A 21,779-nucleotide genomic window follows, 5' to 3' on the forward strand; every position below is an offset into this window, starting at 1 on the left:
ACGAGGAAGCCTTCCTCGCCGCGATCGACGAGACGATCAAGTACTTCAACGACGGCGACATCGTCGACGGCGTCATCGTGAAGGTCGACCGGGACGAGGTCCTGCTCGACATCGGTTACAAGACCGAAGGTGTCATCCCGAGCCGTGAGCTCTCGATCAAGCACGACGTCGACCCGAACGAGGTCGTGGCCGTCGGCGACGAGATCGAGGCCCTGGTCCTCCAGAAGGAGGACAAGGAAGGCCGCCTGATCCTCTCGAAGAAGCGCGCTCAGTACGAGCGTGCCTGGGGCACCATCGAGAAGATCAAGGAAGAGGACGGCATCGTCACCGGTACCGTCATCGAGGTCGTCAAGGGTGGTCTCATCCTCGACATCGGCCTCCGTGGCTTCCTGCCGGCTTCCCTCGTCGAGATGCGCCGTGTCCGCGACCTCCAGCCCTACGTGGGCAAGGAGCTCGAGGCGAAGATCATCGAGCTGGACAAGAACCGCAACAACGTGGTCCTGTCCCGCCGTGCCTGGCTGGAGCAGACCCAGTCCGAGGTCCGCCAGACGTTCCTCACGACCCTGCAGAAGGGTCAGGTCCGTTCCGGCGTCGTCTCCTCGATCGTCAACTTCGGTGCCTTCGTGGACCTGGGTGGCGTCGACGGTCTGGTCCACGTCTCCGAGCTGTCCTGGAAGCACATCGACCACCCGTCCGAGGTGGTCGAGGTCGGCCAGGAGGTCACCGTCGAGGTCCTCGACGTCGACATGGACCGCGAGCGTGTCTCCCTGTCGCTGAAGGCGACGCAGGAAGACCCGTGGCAGCAGTTCGCCCGCACCCACCAGATCGGCCAGGTCGTGCCCGGCAAGGTCACGAAGCTGGTTCCGTTCGGTGCGTTCGTCCGTGTGGACGAGGGCATCGAGGGTCTGGTGCACATCTCCGAGCTGGCCGAGCGCCACGTGGAGATCCCGGAGCAGGTCGTCCAGGTCAACGACGAGATCTTCGTCAAGGTCATCGACATCGACCTCGAGCGTCGTCGCATCAGCCTCTCGCTGAAGCAGGCCAACGAGTCCTTCGGTGCCGACCCGGCCTCGGTCGAGTTCGACCCGACCCTGTACGGCATGGCCGCGTCCTACGACGACCAGGGCAACTACATCTACCCCGAGGGCTTCGACCCCGAGACCAACGACTGGCTCGAGGGCTACGAGAAGCAGCGCGAGGAGTGGGAGCGCCAGTACGCCGAGGCGCAGCAGCGCTTCGAGCAGCACCAGGCGCAGGTCATCAAGTCCCGCGAGGCCGACGCCCAGGCGGCGGCCGAGGGCGGCGACGCGACACCGGCCCTCGCGTTCGAGAGCGCCGCCCCACCAGGCCGACGCTCCTGGACCATAGGCGAATTCCGCCCGCGGTCGCGCGGTCAGGCGCGCGCCGGGCTGCTCCTCGCGCCAGGCCTCGAACCCCCGACGTGGCGCACGCTCCTGGCGCTGGACATCGAGCAGTTCGCCCGCTCCAGCACACCTGTCCAGGACTACCTGCGGAGAAGGCTGCACGAGATCTTCGGCAACGCCGTCCGTTCGTACGGCATTCAGTCCGACGGCGTCGGTATCGAGGACCGTGGCGACGGCCTGATCGCGCTCTTCCCGCCGGCCGTCGCCCTGGCAGAAGTGCTGGACACCCTGCCTCGCGCCTTGCGGGAAGAGCTGCGCCACCACAATCAAATGGCCTCGCCCCAGGGTCAGTTGCGGCTACGCGCGGCGGTGCACACGGGTCCGGTGGCGCGGGACGACCGGGGGTGGACCGGGGCCGCGCTGAACCAGGTCGCCAGAATGATCGACGCTCCGGTGCTCAGGGACGTGCTCGGTGCCGAGCCCCGGTTCCCGTTGGCCGTCCTGGTCTCGGACGCCACCTTCCGATCCGTTCTCCAGCCGGCCACCGCCGTCGACTACGCCCAAGTCACCGTCGACGGCCCGCCGGACGAAGGGATACGTGCCTGGGTGTCGGTGCCGGGGGTACCCGATCCCGATCGGCTTCTCACCACGGCCGCAGGACAGCGGGAGGTCCAGGCAACCGGCCGGAGAGGCCGCAGGGAACCAGGCCCGCGAGACCGTCAGCGGCCGACCGTCCGGGACGAGGACTACGAGTTGACCGCACATCACGAGTCGCAGCCTCCCCCGTCGGGCCGACGGGGATAGCTCCCTCGCGCACGTCACGACCGACCGGCAGCGTGGGAGCGGGCGGTCCTCGACAACGCCGCTTGCTTCCAAAGCTCTTCTGGCGCGCTCGCGTTAACGGAGGGAGAAGCTGTCGGCCGGTGCGGTGGCGTGGGAGCGTTCCGAGGAACCCGACGCCGTGCTGCTGAGGCGGACGTCGAGTTGCAGCTCCCGTACGAATAGGAAGGTTCCGCGTACGGGCGCGCGCCAGGTCCGCCCCCGCTCACGCCGCACCGGGCACGCGCCGCGCGAGCGCGCGTCCGGTCGGCCGCGGGGCGGACACCTTCCGCAGGGCGCGGTCGTGCGCGACTGGTCGATGTCACATTTGTGAGCCCGGCGGTGTCTCCATGCCGAACAGCCACACAGCCACACAGGCGTACAGCCGCACAGGCGTACAGGCACACGGACAAGGAGAACACCATGACGCTACGCGTCCCGAAGGCCGAGCTCCCCGCCGAACTCAAGGAGAACATGATCAAGCAGTTCGGTGCCGTGCCCGAGAACGTCGAGGTGCTGTGGCACACCCCTGAAGTCGCGCAGGCCAACTTGGAGTTCGGCGGCAAGGTGGGCGCCTGGGACTCGGCCGACGCGAGCCTCAAGTCGCTCGCGCACATGGCCGTCGCGGCGCAGGTCGGCTGCAGTTGGTGCCTCGACGTCGGCTACTTCCAGGCACAGAACGAGAACCTGGACCTCACCAAGGCGAGCCAGGTGCCTCGCTGGCGTGAGTCGGACGTGTTCGCCCCGCTGGAGCGGGACGTGATGGAGTACGCCGAGGCCATGACGAACACGCCGCCGACCGTCACCGACGAGATGTACGCGAGCCTGCTCGGCCGGCTCGGCCCGGCAGCGATGGTCGAACTGACCGCGCACATCGCCTTCGTCAACCTGGCGACGAGGGCCAATGTGGCGAACGGCGTCCAGTCGCAGGGCTTCTCCGCCGCCTGCGAGATCCCGCTGGCCGCACGCCCGGCGAGGTCCGGCGCGGCGTCGCCCGCATGACCGAGGACCCGTACGTCACCCATCGCAGCCTGCTGTTCACGATCGCCTACGAGATGCTCGGCTCCGCGGCCGACGCGGAGGACGTGCTGCAGGAGTCCTGGCTGCGGTGGGCCGACATCGACCACGCGCAGGTGCGTGAGCCACGGGCCTACCTGGTCCGGATCGTCACACGGCAGGCGCTCAACCGGTTGCGGGCACTGTCACGCAGCCGTGAGGACTACGTGGGCGAGTGGCTGCCGGAACCGCTGCTGACCAGCCCTGATGTCGCCGAGGACGTCGAACTCGCGGAGAGCGTCTCGATCGCGATGCTGACCGTCCTCGAAACGCTCGGTCCGGCTGAGCGCGCGGTGTTCGTGCTCCGCGAGGTCTTCGACATGCCGTACGGCGAGATCGCGGAGGCCGTCGGCAAGTCCGCCGCCACCGTACGGCAGATAGCCCGGCGGGCCCGCGAACACGTGGCGGCCCGGCGGCCCCGGGTCCAGGTGGACCGGTCGGAGCAGCGGGCCGTCGTGGACCGGTTCCTGGCGGCCTTGCGTACCGGGCAGTTGCAGGAGTTGATGGAGGTCTTGGCGCCGGACGTGGTCATGATCGCCGACGGAGGCGGGGTCGTGGCCGCCGCCCTCGATCCGATCCACGGGGTCGCGGCGGTCGCCGAGTTGCTGGCACGCGCCAACCAGGTGGTCGACGCGCTCACGACGACGGCCGTGTGGCTCAACGGCGCGCCGGCGGGGCGTATCGAGTTCGACGGCGAGCCGTCCGCGGTGAGCCTCGCGGTGGAGGACGGGCGCATCAGCCGGATCTACGTGGTGCGAAACCCGCGGAAGCTGACGCGCCTGGACGAGCCGGCCGAACTCGCCAGGTAGTCCTCGGCACTGCGGCATCGTGGACGCCTGGCCGAGGGAGGGGGACCGCTGCCTTCCTCGTAGGCGGCCCCCCTTCGTCATGAGCGCCGGGGCGCGATCATGGGGACCCGGCCGGCGTCAGGAACTCGTGAGTATCACGAGCTGCTGGGTCGCTCGGGTCATCGCGACATAGTGGTCGACCGCTCCTTCGATGCCCTCTGCGAAGTGCTCCGGATCGATGACGACGACCAGGTCGAACTCGAGCCCCTTCGACAGCTCGGGGGTCAGCGACTGGATGCGGGGCGTCGCACGGAACGAGGGATCGCCGATGACGCAGGCGATCCCGTCGGCGTGCCCGGAGAGCCAGGTGCCGAGAACCGCGTCCAGCTCCGAAACGGATCCGTGGACGACGGGGACGCCACCGCTGCGGATGGACGTCGGCACATTGGCGTCCGGGAGCACGGCACGGATGACCGGTTCGGCTTCCGCCATGATCTCTTCCGGCGTGCGGTAGTTGATGCTGAGGGAGGCCATGGTGATCCGTTCGAGCCCGGCCCGCTCCAGCCGGGCCCGCCACGACTCCGTGAATCCGTGCCTCGCCTGGGCGCGGTCCCCGACGATGGTGAAGCTCCGGGACGGGCAGCGCAGCAACAGCATCTGCCACTCCGCGTCAGTCAGTTCCTGAGCCTCGTCCACGACGATGTGCGCGAAGGGGCCGGCGAGCAGATCCCGGTCGGCGGTGGGCAGTTCGGACTCGTCGACGAGACTGACCTCGGCGTCCCGGCCGCGCAGCATCCTCACCAGGCCTTCGCCGTCGTCGCCGTCGGCACCGGAGGAGGCCGCGGCCTCGATCAGGTTGTCCACGACTTGCGTCATGCGCTCGCGCTGGGCGGCCATGACGGCGTCGTGCCGGCGCTTGCGCAGTGCCGCCTCCGGGTCGCCGAGCCGCTGGCGCGCCGCGTCAAGGAGCGGCAGGTCGGACACGGTCCAGGCCTGGGGAGCTTCCTTGCGCCGCAGGGTGCGTACGTCCTCGGGGCCGAGCCAGGGAGCGCACATCCGCAGGTAGGCGGGTACCGACCACAGGTCCGCGACGAGGTCGGCCGCTTCGAGCAGCGGCCAGGCGCGGTTGAGGGTGTCGACCAGGTCCTTGTCGTTCCGCAGCGATCTGCTGAACCGGTCGGTCGGGACGTCGCCGTCGAACTTGTCCAGCAGGATGGTGACCAGCTCCTCCCAGATCCGCTCGCGCGCCTCGTTGTGCGGCGTGCCCGATCCCGCGGCCCGGAACGCCTCGGCCCAGTCGTCGGGGCTGAGCCGGATGTCGGCCCAGTCGGTCGTGACCGTCATCCCCTCGGCGGGCGGCTCCTCGTAGAACCTGACGGCCGCCTCGATCGCCTTCACCATGTCCGCGGACGACTTCAGGCGGGCCACCTCCGGGTCGGTCTCCACCGCCGCTGTCGCTCCCTCGGCGACGAGATCGCGCAGGGTGCAGGTCTGCACGCCCTCCTCGCCGAGGCTCGGGAGCACGTCGGCGACGTACGCCAGGTAGGGCCGGTGCGGGCCGACGAACAGCACGCCGCCCCGACGGTGACCGAGGCGCCGGTCGGAGTAGAGAAGGTGGGCGGTGCGGTGCAGGGCGACGACGGTCTTGCCGGTGCCCGGACCGCCGTCGACGACGAGCGCGCCGCGGGATCCGGCCCGGATGATGGCGTCCTGGTCGGCCTGGATGGTGGCGAGCACGTCTCGCATCCGTGACGACCGGTTGCCACCCAGGCCGGCGATGAAGGCGGACTGGTCGTCGAGCGCGGCATGCCCTTCGAGCCCTTCGGCGGTGAACACTTCGTCCCAGTAGTCGCTGATCCGGCCGTCGGTCCAGCGGTACCTGCGGCGGCTCGTCAGCCCGGCCGGGTTGGCGTGGGTGGCCGCGAAGAAGGGTGCTGCCGCGGGAGAGCGCCAGTCGATCAGTAGTCGGCGCCCCGTGCTGTCGGTGAGACCGAGCCGTCCGATGTACACGGGCTCGGGGTCGTCCGCGCGGACGACGTGTCCGAGGCAGAGGTCCAGGCCGAAGCGGCGCAGGGTGCGCAGCCGGCCGGTCAGTCGGTGGATCTCCGCGTCCCGGTCCATCGCCTGCCGTCCCATGCCGCCGGGTGCCCTGAGTTCGGCGTCGAGGCGGTCGGACAGTTCGGCGATCGTCTGCTCGAGGGTCTCCGCGATGGCCGCGAAGTGCTGTTCGTCGCCGCCGATCAACGCCGGGTCGTTTTTCGGGGAGAGACGTTCGGGGAGGTCGAACGCACTGGTGGTCAGAGGGTTCACGTCATCAGCCCCGTTCCGTGGTGGCGCCCGCGGCGTACGCCGTTGCGCACCCGGGGACGACGGTGTCGAGTGCCCGCGGCCGCGGCGTGAAGTCCGCCGCCCGCTCTTCGCGGCCGCATGCCTCACTGGCTGACAAAAGCCCACGCAATTCGTGAATCTCCAATTTCTGCAGGTTCTGGCTGAGATCAGCGATTCTGCAGTACGACCGGGGCCTTGTCGCAAGCCCCCTGGTGCGCTATAAGTTGAGAGTGGCAAGGAGCGGAGTTCTCCTTGCCCTTTCTTTTTCCTCATCACTGCGCACAGGGTGGAGTTCCCGATGTGCTAGGGAAGGGCGCCCGCGGCGACCGGCGGGGTGCGGCGCAGGTTGGCGGCGTCCTGACTGGGGGGTGCGCCGAACTGACGGCGGTACTCCCGGCTGAACTGTGAGGGACTGTCGTACCCGACACGGTGCCCGACCCCCGTGATGTCGTCGGAATGTGTGGCCAGCAGAAGGCGGGCCTCCTGGAGCCGGATCTGTTTCTGGAACTGGATGGGGCTCATGGCGGTCACCGCCTGGAAGTTGCGGTGGAAGGCGGAGACACTCATGCCGGACAGGCGTGCCACGTCCTCGACCCGGATCGGTTCCGCGTAGTGCTCGCGGATCCACCGCACCGCTCGCGCCACGTGGCTCAGACTGCTGTCGGCCAAGCCGAGTTGGCGCACGATGCCGCCCTGTTCGCCGGTGATCAGCCGCCAGACGATCTCGCGTTTGATCAGTGGGGCGAGCACCGTTCTGTCGCGGGGCCGATCGAGCAGGCGCAGCAGTCGGACGACCGCGTCGAGCAGTTCTCCCGGGGCGTCGCTGACGGCGATGGCCGGCAGCGCGCCCTGGCCGGCGCGGGGGGCGTCGCCCGGCCCGGCCTGGAGCAGCAGTTCGGCGATGGTGGAGGGGTCGAGGGTGAGCCCGAACCCCAGCGCGGGATGTCCTGGGCCGGCCTCGGTGAAGTGTCCGGTGACGGGCAGATCGACGGAGGCGACGAGATACTGTCCGGCGCCGTACTCATGGACCCGTTCGCCCAGCGCGAGGCGCTTGGCGCCCTGGGCGATGACCGCCAGCACCGTGCCGGACATCGACGGCGACGGTGGATCGGGCCGCTCCACCTTGGAGATGAGGACACCGTCGATGGCGGTGGTCCAGTCGGGCCGCGCATGCCGGTCCAGCAGGGTGCAGAGCTCGTCGAGACGCATGACCCCATTGCAGCACACGCCCCGGCGCGGTCTCTTGTGCGCGAGAGGATCGTGCAAGGGGTCGCGAGCTTTGTTCTACCGATTCCGCAGGTCAGGCCGCTTGAATGGAATCACCGGAATCCACGACAGGGAGTTCCGGGCATCGAATGGCTTCCTGCCGCAAAGGAGAACATCATGAAGGTGGCCATCGTCACCGGCGCCAGCTCGGGTATCGGGCAGAGCGCGGCCATGAAGATCGCCAAGCGCGGGACCGGAGTGATTCTGACCTACGGAAACAACGCGCAAGGAGGGCTGGAGACGGCGGCCGCGATCGAGAAGGAGGGCGGAACGGCCGTCGCGCTCCCGCTGGACGTCGGCGACACCGGCGTCTTCCCGGCCTTTCACGACCGCGTGGTCGGAATACTTCAGGACACCTGGCACCGCACCACATTCGACTACCTGGTCAACAACGCCGGCATCGCACATACGGCGCTTTTCGAGGACACAACGGAGGAAGTGTTCGACCGGCTGATGCGGATTCTGTTCAAGGGGCCGTATTTCCTCACCCAGAAGCTGCTGCCGATCATGGAGAACGGTGGAGCGATCGTCAACACGAGCAGCAACTCGGCGACGATGTCGGGCCCGGAGCCGGGGTACTCGGCCTATGCCTCGATGAAGGGCGGGCTGAACGTACTGACACGCTACATGGCCAAGGAGTTCAGCACGCGCGGTATCCGCGTCAACGCCGTGTCTCCGGGCTCGACCCGCACCCGGATCGCCGACGACGCCTTCGCCCGCTTCCCCGAGGTCGCCTCGGCGCTCGCGGCGAAGACGGCACTCGGCCGGGTCGGTGAACCGGACGACATCGGCAAGGTGATCGCCACCCTGCTGTCCGAGGAGAGCAACTGGGTGACCGCCCAGAACATCGAGGTGTCGGGCGGCTACAGCCTGTGATCCAAGGCGAACCAGGCGCCGGATCCCCTGGCGGCGACGGGCGGTCGAGCAGCCGACCTCCGCCCGGGCTGCGTCCGTTCGGGTCCAACTGGGCCTGGGCGCCGACCGCGCGGCATCAGTGGCGATCACTCTTGGACAGTGTCAGCAGGACCGGCACATCCCGTGATCAAGGAGGACAGCATGGCCATCGACACCGTCGAGCGATTCCTCGACGCTTTGACCCCACAGGCCCGGGAGTACGTCCAGAAGCAGCCGCGCGAGGAGCAGGAGAAGCTCGCCGCTGCCTGGGAAGAGGAACTGAAGGCCGACACCGACCTCGACACGCTGAGCGAGTTGTCACCCGCGGCCGCCGAGAGCGAAGCGGCCGCGCGGGTCGTCAAGAAGCTCTTCGACTAGTCGAGAGGCTTTTCGATCAGCGGCTCTCAACGTCCTGGCGGCCCGTCCTGCACGGTCCGGCCGCCGGGGTGACGACGACCGTGACCTGGCCGCGTCTCGCAAGCCAGGTCAACGGTTCGGGGTGGGATCAAGGGAAACGGAGGCTGGCGACGGCCTGCGCCTGCGCCTTGTCCACCGACTTCTCGTTCGCCTTGGAACCGACGGTCACGACCTGGACGACACGGTCGTCAACGGCGACGACACGCGTGGTGAGGACCATCCGCGTGCCCGTCATCGAGTTCAAGTGCGCGTCGAGGGCGGTGTGACCGTCCATCGTGAGGTGCTTCTTACTGGTGATGGCGGCACCGCCGAACCTCTCGGCCATTCCCTGCCGGGTGCCCTCGACAAGTTGCTCGAGGTCCCCCGGCCCCGTCGCCTTCGTGTCGACGACCATGAAATACATGAAACCGTCCGGTGTTCGCACGGAATAGTGACGTGCCTGGATTCCGTAGGTTTCCTTCAGGTTCTGGATCTTGGGTTTTCCGGGCAGCTTGAACGCGATGCCGCTGCGGTCGTCGGTGGCCTCCTTCCATTTCGCGGGGGAAACGTGGGCGCCGGGATCGGGGCCGCCGTGACCGGCTCCCTGCGTGTTCATGGTGACGCTCACGGAGTGCGGGGTCGCCGGGGCCGCGAGAGCGCTGGTGGGCAGTAGTACCGCGCCGGCCACCAAGGCGGCCGGGGCGGTGAGCATCAGAAGGCGCTGTGAGACGGAACGGTGAGTCACTGAAACCACGTCCATTGAGAAAGGAGAAAGGGGGGAGATTCTGCCGTCACCCCTGCCGGCCTTCATGTCGTGACCTTCGGGGTTCGTGAACCACGTATCCATTAGGCCCGCCGGGCAGAATCGCGTCATGCCCCTGATGTGCGTGACACGGGTGTTCGGGACTTGACAGGCAGGGATGACCGGTGCCCGGCAGCCACGTGCCCCGCCATGGTTGCGCGGAGCACGTGGGCCGCCGACCGCGCGGTCTCCCGGCCGCGCGGTCCCGGGCCGCGTCGACCGGAGATCCGTCGGCTTCGGGCCCGAAACCCCCGGCGTCGGCCTGAACTCAACCGGATGCCGAGGGGCCTTCTCCCGAGGGCATGGGCGTCGAGGCTTCGGCGTGTGTCCGCAGCTCGAACCACATGGTCTTACCGGTGGCCGTGTCGCTCGTCCCCCAGGCGTCGGTGAGCAGGTCCAGCAGCTCGAGCCCGCGTCCGCCCTCGGCGTCGACGTCGACGAAACGGCGTACGGGGCCGGACGGATCGGTGTCCTCGACCTCGCACCGCAGCCGGGAACCGCGCACCTGGAGGTTGAGCCGCAGGGGGCCGCGCGTGTGGCGCAGGGCGTTGGTGACCACTTCGCTCACCAGGAGTTCGGCGGTGTCGGCCGGTTCCGTCATGTTCCAGGTCTCCAGCTGGGCGATCACCAGTTTCCGGGCCCGGCGGACCGATGTCGGATCTCGCTGAAGGGGCCAGGAAGCGTCCCACGCACTGGGGCGGGCGCGGGGCGCGTCGAGAGGGCGCAGGGGTTCCAGCGTGCGCGACCACAGGGCTCGACGCTTGTCGGCCCGCGACACGGGGACGTCCCCTGGAGAGCTCAGCTCCCCCTGACCACGGTCCTGGGCGATCGTGCGGAGCGGGTCCCCCGGGCCACGCCGGCGCAACCGGGCGAAACGCCCCCAACGCGCGGTCGCGATGAAGGTGATGGCCTGGGGGGCCATGGGAACCAGTCCCTTCTCAATAGCGGGGCATACACGTAGCGGTCGCTACACCTACAATATACACGTAACGGTTGCTACAGTAAATACCCCCTCAAAACCGACTTAGCGGACAGATCGCGGCAGGATGCTAGACCCGCCTCTGACGTGCGGGAACGCGCCCCCGCAGCCGCGCGACCACACCAGGAGCTCTCATGCCGCGCCCGCCTGACCCTGCCAAACGAAGCGCCCTGCTGGACCAGGTCCGCGCGTATCTGATCCGCAACGGCCTGGCCGATCTGTCCCTGCGCCCGCTGGCCCAGGCCCTGGGGACCAGCGACCGCATGCTCCTGTACTACTTCGGCAGCAAGGAACGCATGGTCAGCGAGGCGATCGCCCTCGACAAGCAGCGTCCGCTCCTGCGCTCCCGGGCCCTGTTCGGCACCGATGCCTCACCCAAGGACCCGGCCTCGCTGCGCCGCCTCCTGGAAGAACTCTGGCGGCAGTTCAACACCCCCGACCTGCACGGCGCGCTCCCCCTCTACCTGGAGATCATGGTCGCCAGCCTGCTCCACCCCGAGCGGTACGGGCCTTTCCTGCGCGATCTGATCACCGAGTGGACAGGACTGCTCGCCTCGGTCTTCCGCGACATGGGCATGACCGAGAGCCGGGCCAGGACGGAGGCCGGTCTCGTGGTCGACGCGACTCTCGGTCTTCTCATGGCTCCCTTGGCGGACGGCGACTGGGACCGCTCCGACGCGGCCTTCCGCGCACTCCTGGACCGCCTGCAACCCGGCTGGCAGGTGAGCGCCTCCACGGAGCGAAGCGAGGAGTCGCACCCGCCCGGGGACGCGTAGGCAAGGCGGACGGCTCCACCGGCGTCCCCTCGCGCCGCGCGACCGGTCAGGCGACGGTGTCGGCGATGTGGAAGTAGTGCCCCTTGTCGAGATCCTCGAGAAGGCCGGGCCGGGTCGGCTCCCAGCCGAGCAGCTCACGGGTCAGGGTGTTCGACGCCGGAGAGTCGAGGCCGAGGAACCCGGCCAGCCAGGTGAAGTGCTCGGCCGCCCGATCCGGAGCCAAGGACACCACCGGCACGTCGAGGTGACGGCCGATCACCTCGGCGACGTCGCGAATCGTGACACCCTCCTCGGCGACACCGTGCAGCACCGTTCCCGCGGGGGCCTGCTCGGCCGCCAGCCGGAACAGACGTGCCGCGTCCAGGCGGTGGACGGCGGGCCAGCGGTTGGCGCCGTCGCCGACATAGCCGGACACACCCTTGGCCCGGGCGATGGCGACCAGGGTCGCCATGAAGCCCTGGTCCCCCTCGCCGTGGCAGGTGGGCGACAGCCGCACCACGGACGAGCGCACGCCGTGCGAGGCGAGCTCGAGCACCTTCTGCGCCGTGGCCTGCCGGATCGACACCGGCGACCCGTCGGTCACGTGCGTCGAACGCTCGGTCGCCACACGTCCGGGTGCCAGTCCGGCGACGCCGGAGGCGAGGACGAAGGGCCGGTCGGTGCCGGCGAGCGCCTGGCCGAAGGTGTCGACGGCGCGGCGATCGGCCTCGGCGGCACCCTGGAAGTCGCCGGTGAACGCGATGTCGTGCTTGAAGGCGAGATGGATCACCCCGTCCGACGCGACGGCGGCGTCCCGCAGCACGTCGAGATCGTCGACCGTGCCGCGGACCACCTCCGCCCCGGACTCGGTGAGCACCTCGGCGGAGGCGTCGGAGCGGGCGAGCCCGACGACCTGGTGTCCCGCGTCGATGAGTTCGGGTACGACGGCCGATCCGATCCAGCCGGACGCGCCGGTCACGAAGAACCGCATGGGAAGAACTCCAGACTAGTGATGTCAGTGACTGTCATCGACCTTAACACCTGATGTCAGGGACTGTCATCACGTAGGATCTGCCCATGGGTAGATGGGAGCCGAACGCGCGTGGACGCCTCGCGGAAGCGGCGTTGGAGCTCTACAGCGAGCGCGGATACGAGCAGACGACCGTGGCGGAGATCGCCAAACGGGCCGGCCTCACGGAGCGGACCTTCTTCCGCCACTACACCGACAAGCGCGAGGTGCTCTTCGCCGGATCCGGCGAGCTGCAGGAACTGTTCGTGCGGGCGGTGACCCAGGCTCCGGAGTCCGCGGCACCGATCGACGCGCTGGCACTGGGACTTGACGCCATCTCCCGGGTGTTCGTCGACCGGCATGAGCAGTCGAGGAAGCGGCACGCCGTGATCACGGCGAACGCGGAACTCCAGGAGCGTGAGCTGATCAAGCTCGCTTCGATGTCGGCCGCCCTCGCCGACACTCTGCGGGGGCGCGGCGTCACGGAGCCTGCCGCGAGCCTGACAGCCGAAGCGGGCATGGCCGTCTTCAAGGTCGCCTTCGAGTGCTGGATCGCGGCAGCCGAGGAAGGCGACCTGGCGCGGTTGATGCGGGAATCACTGGACGAGCTCAAGGCCGTCGCCACGGCCGGCCGGAATCCGTCCGCCTCACCGACGGCGGGCTAGGGGTTTCGTCTGGATCAGGTCGGATCAGGCCGCGGCGTCCGGTGCGGCGCGTCGCAAGGCGGAGGATCACCCTCGGGTGGTCCGACGACGCGGCGAGGTGCCGTGCCGGTCGCCGCGGAGCCGGGGCCGATCCGAACGAAGCCCCCTGGGTTCCGTCTGTCCGGCGGATCCCCTCCTCCTCTTGGTCGCGGCCCGCCGGCTCACGCTTGACCTCAACTTCGGTTCAGCTCCTACCTTCGGCGTCATCAGCAACAGCCGGCCAAGAGGAGGCAGTTCCCATGTCCGTGAGCGCCGTTCCCGAGACCTACCGCAACGCCGTCATCTCCCACATCATGATCGACGGCGCCGCCGCCGCGATCGACTTCTACACCCGGGCGTTCGGTGCCGAAGAGCTGTTCCGCCTCGACGGCCCGGACGGGCGCATCGTGCATGCCGAGGTCAGGATCGAGGGTTCCACGATCATGCTGGGCGACGCCGAAGGACCCCTCTTCCGCGCGCCGACCGCGGTCGGCGGTACCACCGTGGGCCTGCACGTCTTCGTCGACGACGTCGACGCACTCGCGCACCGGGCCGCCGCGGCCGGTGCGGAACTGGTACAACCGCCGACCGACCAGTTTCACGGCGATCGCACGACGATCCTGAGGGACCCCTTCGGCCACGTCTGGGTCTTCCTCACACACATGGAGGACCTGACTCCGGACGAGGTGGCCCGCCGGGCTCGCGAACTCTTTCGCTGAACGATGCTCCGCCGGACGGTCCCTGGACCGTCCGGCTCACGGTGAAGTGTGCCTTCGCCGCGCGGAGCCGCCTCCTCCGGATGAGCAGTCGGCGTGCTCTCGCACGGAGGATCCGCCGGCCACGGGGCGGAGGACCGCCCGTCGGGCGCCACGCCGCCCCGCAGGCATGGGCCGGCCCAGCACTACCCCGGCCAGGACGAGTACCAGCCCCCAGACCTGCTGGAACGCCAGGGTCTCCCCCGCGACCGCCGTGCCGAGCAGCACGCCCGTCGCGGGATTGAGCAGCCCGATCAGGCCGACCGTGCCCGAGGGCAGGTGCCGCAGCCCGGTGAACCACGCGACGAAGGCCAGCGCGGTGGCGACCAGGGCGACATAGCCGAACGCGAGGAGCGCCGACACGGACAGTTCGCGAGGGGGGCCCTCCACAGCGGCGGCGACCGGGATCAAAAACAGGCCTCCGGCGGTGAGCTGCCACGCGGTCGAAGCGAGTACGTCGGCATCGGCGGTCCACCGCTTGGTCAGGATGTGGCCGAAGGACGACACCAGCACGGCCGCGGCCGAGGCGAGGCCCCCCGCCACGCCCACTCCGCCCGCTCCCGTGAGCAGCATCAGGCACACCCCGGCGAGCCCGACGGCGGCGCCGGCCAGGTGGGAGGGCCGGGGCCGCTCGGCCACCAGGGGCCAGGCCATGAGCATCATCGTGAGCGGGGACACCGCCATGACGGTCGAGGCGACGCTCGCCGGAAGCAACTGGGAGGCGGCGTAGACGAGGACGAAGAAGACGCTCACGTTGAGCACCCCCAGGACGGCGGACCGCCACCACCAGGCGCCCCGTGGCCGTTGCCGGCGCACTGCCAGCAGGACGAGACCGGCGGGCAGCGCCCGTAGGGCGGCCCCCGACAACGGGCGGTCCGCGGGGAGGAACTCGTGCGTGACGAAGTAGTTGGTCCCCCAGGCCACCGGGGCGACCGCGGTCAGGGCCACCCAGCGCAGATTGGCTTCCATGGAAGATAATATAGCTTCCCGGGAAGCTATTCTGTCCGCATGGAAGACCGGCAACCCCTGGACCGCGTGGACCGCATCCAAGCCGACTGGCGCCGCGAGCGGCCCGACGTCGACATCTCCCCGCAGGGGGTGATCGGCCGCCTGCACCGCCTCGCCGACCGCCTCACGGAAGAGCTCTGCCTCGTGTACGGCCGCTACGGCCTGACCGAGGGAGAATTCGACGTCCTGTGCGCCCTGCGCCGCGCCGGCGAGCCCTACGAACGGGCGCCCGGCGAGCTCGCCGCGCACACCATGGTCACCACCGGCGCCATGACGAAGCGGATCGACCGCCTGGAGCGGGCCGGACTCGTCACACGCCGCCGTTCCGACGACGACCAGCGGGGCCGGATCGTCGCCCTCACCGAACCCGGACGCCACCTGATCGACCAGGCGTTCACCGACCACATGCGCAACGAACGCCACCTGCTGGACCAGCTCACCGCGTACGAGGCCGAGGCCCTCGAATCGCTGCTGCGGACCTGGCTCGCCCGCCTGGATCATCCGCACCCTCGCGTCGAGGAATGACCGACCACTCCGTGGAGACATGACCGGGGGAACCGACCTCGCGGACGACACTCGCCCGGCCCGGTCACGGAGTTCCGCCTCGCAGACCCTGCCGGCCCGGCCCGCCTCTGCTCTCACCGTGCCCATCTCCGCGCAGGCGTCGCGGAGTTGAAGGGACAGGTGGACGGCGTGTTTGTGGGTACTCGCGAGGTCACCGGACATCCGGTGCGCCCCGGCGCCCCGGGTCCGGAGGAAGTCACGTGACGGGAGGTGAGTGTCGTGTCGAGTACGCAGCCGCGCCACGGCCCGGGGCAGCAGGCGCCCGGTTCGGAGCCGGTGGGCGAGTTGGTCCAGCGCGCCACACAGCAGCTGACAGAACTCGTACGAACCGAACTCCGCCTGACACAGGCGGAGATGAAGGAGAAGGGCAAGCGGTACGGCAAAGGGGGTGGTCTCTTCGGCGGCGCCGGCGTCGTCGGCATTCTGATGCTTCAGGCGCTCGCGGCCACCGTGATCGCCGCACTGGCGCTCGTACTGCCGGTGTGGGCCGCCGCGCTCGCGGTGACCGCCACGCTCGGCGTGATCGCCGCGGTCATGGTCATGTCCGGGAAGAAGCAGGTCACTTCGGCCGCACCGCCGGCGCCGACGCAGTCCATCGACAACGTGAAGGCGGACATCGCCGAGATCAAGGAGAGTGCGCACCGATGACCGAGCAGCCCCACGACAAGAAGACGGCCGAAACCCCCGCGGAGCTGCGCGAACAGGTCGAGCAGACCCGCCACGACCTCGGGGAGACCGTAGCGGCACTCGCGGCGAAGGCGGACGTCAAGGCCCGCACCCAGGACAAGGTCGCCGAGGTCAAGGACCAGGCCGCCGCCAAGGCGGGTGCCCTGAAGGCGAAGGCGACCGAAGCCGCGTCCCGGGTCCAGGACAAGCTGCCCGACCCCGTCAAGGACAAGGCCGCCCAGGCCACCGAGCAGGCGCACACGAAGGCGGTCCAGGCCGGTCGGCTGTGGGAGGAGAAGGCGCCCGAACCGTTGCAGGCCAGGACGGCCCAGGGCGCGCAGATCGCCCGGGACAACCGCGGTCTGTTGTTCGCCGGCGTCGGTGCCGCAGTCGCGGCGTGGCTCCTGTACCGCCACCGTCAGGGGTGAGCGTACGAGGCGGCGCAGAGGGCCGGCCCGGAGCGCGGCCGTCGCGGTCCAATGCCTTCAGTACTCAACACCGCTGAAAATGCGCGGAGTCAGCGGGCGGAGCCGTCCCGCCTCTCGAGGTGACCGTGGTGGGTCCGCGGAGTCTTGGCTACTCAACGTGACGCTTCAACGCGCGATCGTGCAGGACCCCACTTACGTTGGGCGGGCAAGCCACACCACCTCTGAAGGAGGAGCCATGGCCGGTAAGGGCCGTCAGGACAAGATAAAGGGCAAGGCCAAGGAGATGACCGGCAAGGTCACCGGCGACCGCGAGATGCAGGCCGAGGGTCAGGTGGACCAGGCGCGCGGCGAGGCCAAGAAGACCAAGGCCAAGGCCGGCGAGCGGATCGAGGAGACCGGGCGCGCGATCAAGCGCGACCACACCTGAGCATGCGCGGAGAGGGGGTCTGCCCGTCCAGGGCGGGCCCCCTCGCCTGTGGGCGCGACCGCCTCGGACCGCCTCGACTCGACGGCCACGGACCGCCCCGAAACGCACGACGGGCCGCCCGCGACTCGCGCGCACAGCCCCCTCTCCCCCAACCGCACAGCCCCCTGCCCGCACGGCCGCGGCAACGCGCGCCGGGTGTTCCCCGGGCGAAGCCGCCGTCCGGCCTCCCGCCCCGGCCGCGGGCCGACGCCGTGCGCCGGCGCCCCGCGGGGAGGATACGGTCGCCCCCTCGTACCTCGTCCTCGGCATCATCGACAAGCTGGGCGAAGGCAGCGCCTGCGACGTGAAGGGGAGGCAGCCCGCACCTCGCCCCGCTCTGTTCCGTGCCGCACGCGCAGGTCTACGCGCAGTGTGAACGGCTCCTGGAGGCGGGGCTGTTGACGATGGTGCACAGGAGGCCGGGCGCAACCGGCGCGTGCTGGCACTGACCGACGACGGGCGCACGGCCCTTGCAGGCGGCACCTTCCCGTCTGCCCTGCTCTGCTCTGCTCTCAGCCAAGCGGGTCGCGCGTCCCGCGGCACGGGCGCGAGCATCCTCCCATGCAACCGATCTTCGTTCTCGTGCACAGTCCGTCCGTGGGACCCTCGACCTGGCAGCCCGTGGCCGACCAACTGAGGGCGGCGGGACACCAGGTCCGTGTGCCGTCCCTGCTGGACGTGGGCGCCGGACCTCCGCCGTTCTGGCCGCGGGTCGTGGAGGCCGTACGTGACGATCTGCGACAGGTGCCGGTCGACCGCCCCGTCACGCTGGTGGCGCACAGCAACGCGGGATTGTTCCTCCCCGTGATGTGCTCGGGCCTCGACCATCCCGTGACGGGCTCGGTCTTCGTCGACGCCGCGCTGCCGGCCCGGACCGGTCCCACCCCTGTCGCCCCGCCCGAGTTGATGGAGTTCCTCCGTCCGTTGGCTGTGGACGGCAGGCTTCCGCGCTGGACCGACTGGTGGGACGAGGCGGACGTCGCCCCCATGTTCACCGATCCGACCGTCCGGCAGACCGTCGTCGAGGAGCAGCCGACCCTGCCGCTGTCCTACTACGAGCAGCGCATCCCGGTCCCCGGCGGCTGGGACGATCACCCCTGCTCCTACTTGCTGTTCGGTCCGCCGTACGACGACTTCGCCGCCGACGCGAGGGAACGCGGCTGGAGCGTGGCACATCTGCCGGGCGCACATCTGCACCAGATCGTCGATCCCGGCGGCACGGCCCGGCAGCTGGTCGAGCTGTGCGGAACGGCTTGATCCGCCCGTGGGACCGACTGTCACAGCCGACCTATACGCTGCGGGCGATCCGGAACCAGCTGATCGGAAGGCACGATGACTCACACGCCCCGTCCGACGCCCGAGGCGATATTCGCCGTGCTGCCCGAACTCGCTCCCCACGCGCGCGACGCGGTCATATTTCATCCCACGCGCGCGGAGCCGGACTGCCGGGACAGTTCTCTCGGCGGACCGCTGCTGTGGCCCAGTGGCGAGCCGTGGCCCGAGTGCTCCTTGCCCGACGTGATCAGCCCTGACGGCGGTCCTGCCACGGCCATGGTGCCGGTCGCGCAGATCTTCCGTCGCGATGCGCCGGGACCCTGGTGGCCCGCCGGCATGGACCTCTTGCAGATCCTGTGGTGTCCCAATGAACACTGGGACCCTCCGGCCCAGCAGGCCGATGTCAGCCCTGTGGTCGAGATGCGATGGCGTCGGGCCGCCGACGTGACCGACCGGTTGACGACTCCGCCGACGCCGTCACGACATGAGGAGGACGGCTACCTGCCGCAGGCATGCACCGTCACCGCCGAGCGTGTGACCGACTTCCCGTTCCGTGAGCAACTGCCGGAAGAACTGCGTCCGCGGCTCCAGGAGTTGATCCGCGAGACCGGCGACGGCGGTGACGTCATCACCCGCCTCGCAGGCTGGAAACTCGGCGGCTGGCCCACCTGGCATCTGACGCACCCCCAAGTCTTTGCCTGTGGCGACTGCGGCACGGCCATGACACTCCTGTTCACCGTGGCCAGCGACGCCGAGACAGATGTTGTCGTCGGCCGATCGGGAGACTTGCGCGTCTTCACCTGCCCCGCCGACCACCGGCACGCGCTCCAGGTGGACCTGCACTGACCAGCGGCCCATCCCGTGCGGCACTGGTCTCGTCGCGAGGCGCTCGCCGCTGCGGTTCGTCCGGGGAACGCACCGAGATCACCTACGCGCATCGTCGTCCTTGCGCACCGCGTGCTCTTCGCCGCCGACAACACGCCCTCGGAGCGCTGCTGCCGGCCGGAACAGGCCACGGGCGCCGTCACCCGATCTTCTGGGCGCGGCGGACCGTGCCGCTCGGAGGAGTGACTCGACAGGCGAAACGGCGGTCACCGGACCGGGCGGCCCGGCTCCCCGACCGCCGCGACCCCCACGCCGGAGCAGGACATCTTCCTGGATGCCGGCCCAATTGATCACCTCGAGTGCCGGGCGGCTGGTGCGGCCCACCCATGGAGCTCGTACACGCGGGCGAACCGACGCGGGATGGTGGTGTGACGGGCCTATGAACCGCCAATGGCGCCGTTCGCGTGAAGCGTGGCGAATGCCGCAACCGGTACCGGGGCGCGAGACCTCCTGGCATGCAGAACCGATACCGCTGCAAGGGAGATTCCCGTGACCACCCCCGCTTTCGCGTCCGGTGCGGCGCAGTCCTCCTTCGACCCCTACGCCTGCGACGAGCCCGGCTTCTCGTGGTGGGACGGGGCCGCACAGCCCCATGAGCAGGAGCAGGAGCAGGGCGACCACCTGTTGCCGCCGCCCAACCCCACCGAACGGCTCGACATCACCATCGACCCACGTGACCGCAGGCGTCTGGACCTGCACGCGGCCCTGACGGCCGCCGGAATCCCGCCCCTGCCCGAGGACAGGGAGGCCATCGACCGGCTCAGCGCCCTGCCCGCCGACATCAACATCGCGGTGCGCCGCTGGATCGAGCACGCCGCCTGACCCCGCTCCGGGCAGGACCGTCGGACGGCGGCCGGGGCGCGCTTCCCCGGCCGCCGTCCGCCCGGCGGGCGCAGGACGGCTCGGTGCCCCTGCTAGTCCGCCCCGTCGATCCGTGCCGGTCCGCCGGGGGTGCGAGTGTCGGGCTTCGCCCCATTTCCATACCGTCCGACGTGGGCGGATCCCCGTGAGGGGCCCCGGATAGGGTGAGCGCGACAGCACTTCGCGAACCGGATCAAGGAGCAGACGTGAGCGAGTCGGCGTCCATCGCCCTGCAGCAGGAGATCGCCCGGGAACTCGAGGTCTCCGGGACCTTCGAGGCCGAGCGGGAGATCGAACGCCGCGTGGCTTTCCTCGCCGAGCGGCTCACCTCCACCGGTCTGCGCTCCCTCGTGCTCGGCATCAGCGGCGGCGTCGACTCCACCACCACCGGCCGGCTGTGCCAGCTCGCGGTGGAGCGGGCGCGGGCCGCGGGGCACGAGGCGCAGTTCTACGCCATGCGGCTGCCCTACGGCGTCCAGGCCGACGAGCACGACGCCCAGCTCGCGCTCTCCTTCATCCGGGCCGACCACGTGCTGACCGTGGACATCAAGCCCGCGAGCGATGCCGCGCTCGAGGCCTCTCTGGCGGCGGGCGTCAGCTTCCGCGACACCCACCACCAGGACTTCGTGCACGGCAACATCAAGGCGCGGCAGCGGATGATCGCCCAGTACGCGGTGGCCGGCGCGCACAACGGTCTGGTCGTCGGCACCGACCACGCCGCCGAGGCCGTGTCGGGCTTCTTCACCAAGTTCGGCGACGGAGCCGCCGACCTGGTCCCGCTGACGGGCCTGACCAAGCGCCGGGTCCGCGCTGTCGCGGACGCGCTGGGCGCGCCCGCCGAGCTGGTGTGGAAGACGCCGACGGCCGACCTGGAGACCCTCGACCCCGGCAAGGCCGACGAGGACGCGCTCGGAGTCACCTACGACGTCATCGACGACTTCCTGGAGGGAAAGCCGGTGGACGAGAGGGACTTCGAGACGATCGTCCGCCGCTACCGCCTCACCGACCACAAGCGCAGGCTGCCGATCGCCCCCTGACGGCTGCCGGATCGCCTCGGGGGTCCTGACGGCTGCCGGAACACCCCTGGGATCCTGACGGCTGCCGGAACACCCCGGGGATCCTGACGGCTACCGGAACACCCCGGGGAAAGGGAGCGTTCGGGCACAGCGCAAGGTCGGGGACACGTTGCGGGAGCCGGCCGAGCGAGTCGTGTCGTGTCGTGTCGTGTCGTGTCGTGTCGTGTCGTGTCGTGTCGTGTCGTGTCGTGTCGTGTCGGCAGCGAATGGGCCGCCCGAGCCACGGGCTCGGGACAGCCCTCGCGCACTGCCCGTCACCCGCCCTGAACAGGCAACCCCGCGAGCAGCGCGGACTCCGTCGTGGCCTGGTGGCAGGCTTCGCGTCGCACCGCCGAACGGCCGGGCTCGGGTCCGGCCGCGCCCGGCACCGTGCCCCGCCGGGCGGCCCCGGCCGGCTCGTCCAGCCGCCACCGGCTGCCCTCGGTGTGCAGTGCGGTGGGGATCTGCTTACGGCTGGCCGCGACGCCCGGCAGCGCGCCCATGCGCATCCCGGGGTACCGGACGACCTCGGCCAGGCTGCCGAAAACGCAGGTCAGCATCAGTTCGCGGCCATCGGTGCTCGACGGTGAACACGTGCGGGTCCCGGGCGAGTTCGGCGGCCACCTCGTACAGCCGCCCGGGCGCGCAGTCCACGAGTGCGCGTACGTACTGGTCTG

General features: G+C 69.9%; 22 protein-coding genes and 1 pseudogene. 16 read left to right on the forward strand and 7 right to left on the reverse strand.

Translation table 11 applies throughout. The features are described 5' to 3' along the window. The 3 genes and pseudogenes from rpsA to H305_RS0141565 form a co-directional block, all read left to right on the forward strand. Positions 1-1,319, forward strand: a pseudogene (gene rpsA, locus H305_RS48715) (30S ribosomal protein S1); the annotation flags it as partial. A 1,287-nt stretch (positions 1,320-2,606) separates the two neighbouring features. Then, entirely contained in the window at positions 2,607-3,185 is a 579-nt protein-coding gene (locus H305_RS0141560) for a carboxymuconolactone decarboxylase family protein (RefSeq protein ID WP_028805654.1), read from the forward strand. Next, entirely contained in the window at positions 3,182-4,048 is an 867-nt protein-coding gene (locus H305_RS0141565) for an RNA polymerase sigma-70 factor (protein WP_028805655.1), read from the forward strand. The genes H305_RS0141560 and H305_RS0141565 overlap by 4 nt, the downstream gene beginning before the upstream one ends. A 117-nt stretch (positions 4,049-4,165) precedes the next feature. Here H305_RS0141565 and helR read toward each other — a convergent pair whose 3' ends face one another. Together helR and H305_RS0141575 are read right to left on the reverse strand one after the other, a co-directional pair. Next, on the reverse strand, positions 4,166-6,337 hold the full coding sequence (gene helR, locus H305_RS0141570; protein WP_028805656.1) for an RNA polymerase recycling motor ATPase HelR: 2,172 nt from the start codon (positions 6,335-6,337) through the stop codon (positions 4,166-4,168). Positions 6,338-6,658: 321 nt separating this feature from the next. Then, positions 6,659-7,564 (reverse strand): AraC family transcriptional regulator, encoded by a 906-nt coding sequence (locus H305_RS0141575; protein ID WP_028805657.1) that lies wholly within the window; start codon positions 7,562-7,564, stop codon positions 6,659-6,661. Between the two features lie 174 nt (positions 7,565-7,738). Here H305_RS0141575 and H305_RS0141580 point away from each other — a divergent pair, with 174 nt between their 5' ends. Further along, positions 7,739-8,497 carry an SDR family NAD(P)-dependent oxidoreductase gene (locus tag H305_RS0141580; RefSeq protein WP_028805658.1) on the forward strand — a complete coding sequence of 253 codons (759 nt, stop codon included), beginning with the start codon at positions 7,739-7,741 and terminating at the stop codon, positions 8,495-8,497. 180 nt (positions 8,498-8,677) lie between these two features. Next, positions 8,678-8,893 carry a hypothetical protein gene (locus H305_RS0141585; protein ID WP_028805659.1) on the forward strand — a complete coding sequence of 72 codons (216 nt, stop codon included), beginning with the start codon at positions 8,678-8,680 and terminating at the stop codon, positions 8,891-8,893. Positions 8,894-9,020: 127 nt separating this feature from the next. Here the strand turns inward: H305_RS0141585 and H305_RS0141590 are convergent, their stop codons facing one another. Further along, the gene (locus H305_RS0141590; protein WP_158690676.1) at positions 9,021-9,785 is read right to left on the reverse strand and encodes a hypothetical protein; all 765 of its coding nucleotides are present in this window, start codon (positions 9,783-9,785) and stop codon (positions 9,021-9,023) included. A gap of 196 nt (positions 9,786-9,981) precedes the next feature. Beyond that, a complete protein-coding gene (locus tag H305_RS51785; RefSeq protein ID WP_078629517.1) occupies positions 9,982-10,635 on the reverse strand; it encodes an ATP-binding protein in 654 nt (217 codons plus the stop codon). Positions 10,636-10,826: 191 nt separating this feature from the next. Here H305_RS51785 and H305_RS48725 point away from each other — a divergent pair, with 191 nt between their 5' ends. Next, a complete protein-coding gene (locus H305_RS48725; RefSeq protein ID WP_051371575.1) occupies positions 10,827-11,468 on the forward strand; it encodes a TetR/AcrR family transcriptional regulator in 642 nt (213 codons plus the stop codon). A gap of 46 nt (positions 11,469-11,514) precedes the next feature. On the opposite strand, the gene H305_RS0141605 is transcribed toward H305_RS48725, so the two are convergent. Next, positions 11,515-12,438: an SDR family oxidoreductase gene (locus H305_RS0141605; protein ID WP_028805661.1), complete on the reverse strand. Its 924-nt coding sequence runs from the start codon at positions 12,436-12,438 to the stop codon at positions 11,515-11,517. Between the two features lie 86 nt (positions 12,439-12,524). Here H305_RS0141605 and H305_RS0141610 point away from each other — a divergent pair, with 86 nt between their 5' ends. Together H305_RS0141610 and H305_RS0141615 are read left to right on the forward strand one after the other, a co-directional pair. Beyond that, positions 12,525-13,121 (forward strand): TetR/AcrR family transcriptional regulator, encoded by a 597-nt coding sequence (locus H305_RS0141610; RefSeq protein ID WP_028805662.1) that lies wholly within the window; start codon positions 12,525-12,527, stop codon positions 13,119-13,121. A gap of 278 nt (positions 13,122-13,399) precedes the next feature. Next, a complete protein-coding gene (locus tag H305_RS0141615) occupies positions 13,400-13,858 on the forward strand; it encodes a VOC family protein (RefSeq protein ID WP_028805663.1) in 459 nt (152 codons plus the stop codon). Positions 13,859-13,894: 36 nt separating this feature from the next. Here H305_RS0141615 and H305_RS0141620 read toward each other — a convergent pair whose 3' ends face one another. Then, positions 13,895-14,863: a DMT family transporter gene (locus tag H305_RS0141620; protein WP_028805664.1), complete on the reverse strand. Its 969-nt coding sequence runs from the start codon at positions 14,861-14,863 to the stop codon at positions 13,895-13,897. Between the two features lie 39 nt (positions 14,864-14,902). Between H305_RS0141620 and H305_RS0141625 the strand changes: the two genes are divergently transcribed. From H305_RS0141625 to nadE, 8 genes are all read left to right on the forward strand, one after another. Beyond that, the gene (locus H305_RS0141625; RefSeq protein ID WP_028805665.1) at positions 14,903-15,427 is read left to right on the forward strand and encodes a MarR family winged helix-turn-helix transcriptional regulator; all 525 of its coding nucleotides are present in this window, start codon (positions 14,903-14,905) and stop codon (positions 15,425-15,427) included. Between the two features lie 258 nt (positions 15,428-15,685). Then, positions 15,686-16,114 (forward strand): phage holin family protein, encoded by a 429-nt coding sequence (locus tag H305_RS0141630; protein WP_420708213.1) that lies wholly within the window; start codon positions 15,686-15,688, stop codon positions 16,112-16,114. Then, positions 16,111-16,560, forward strand: coding sequence for a DUF3618 domain-containing protein (locus H305_RS0141635; protein WP_028805667.1), 450 nt, complete (start codon positions 16,111-16,113; stop codon positions 16,558-16,560). Before H305_RS0141630 ends, H305_RS0141635 begins: the two co-directional genes overlap by 4 nt. Positions 16,561-16,795: 235 nt before the next feature. Further along, positions 16,796-16,987: a CsbD family protein gene (locus tag H305_RS0141640; RefSeq protein WP_028805668.1), complete on the forward strand. Its 192-nt coding sequence runs from the start codon at positions 16,796-16,798 to the stop codon at positions 16,985-16,987. 636 nt (positions 16,988-17,623) lie between these two features. After that, entirely contained in the window at positions 17,624-18,283 is a 660-nt protein-coding gene (locus tag H305_RS0141645; RefSeq protein ID WP_234021428.1) for an alpha/beta hydrolase, read from the forward strand. Between the two features lie 75 nt (positions 18,284-18,358). Next, positions 18,359-19,147: a hypothetical protein gene (locus tag H305_RS0141650; RefSeq protein WP_028805670.1), complete on the forward strand. Its 789-nt coding sequence runs from the start codon at positions 18,359-18,361 to the stop codon at positions 19,145-19,147. Positions 19,148-19,675: 528 nt separating this feature from the next. Continuing rightward, a complete protein-coding gene (locus tag H305_RS55510; RefSeq protein WP_028805671.1) occupies positions 19,676-20,008 on the forward strand; it encodes a hypothetical protein in 333 nt (110 codons plus the stop codon). A 245-nt stretch (positions 20,009-20,253) separates the two neighbouring features. Further along, positions 20,254-21,084, forward strand: a complete 831-nt coding sequence (gene nadE, locus H305_RS0141660; protein ID WP_028805672.1) for an ammonia-dependent NAD(+) synthetase — start codon at positions 20,254-20,256, stop codon at positions 21,082-21,084. 293 nt (positions 21,085-21,377) lie between these two features. Here the strand turns inward: nadE and H305_RS0141665 are convergent, their stop codons facing one another. Then, positions 21,378-21,662, reverse strand: a complete 285-nt coding sequence (locus H305_RS0141665; protein ID WP_028805673.1) for a hypothetical protein — start codon at positions 21,660-21,662, stop codon at positions 21,378-21,380. Between the last annotated feature and the right edge of the window lie 117 nt (positions 21,663-21,779).

It is taken from the genome of Streptomyces sp. 142MFCol3.1, assembly GCF_000424945.1.
Taxonomy (GTDB): Bacteria; Actinomycetota; Actinomycetes; order Streptomycetales; family Streptomycetaceae; genus Streptomyces; species Streptomyces siamensis.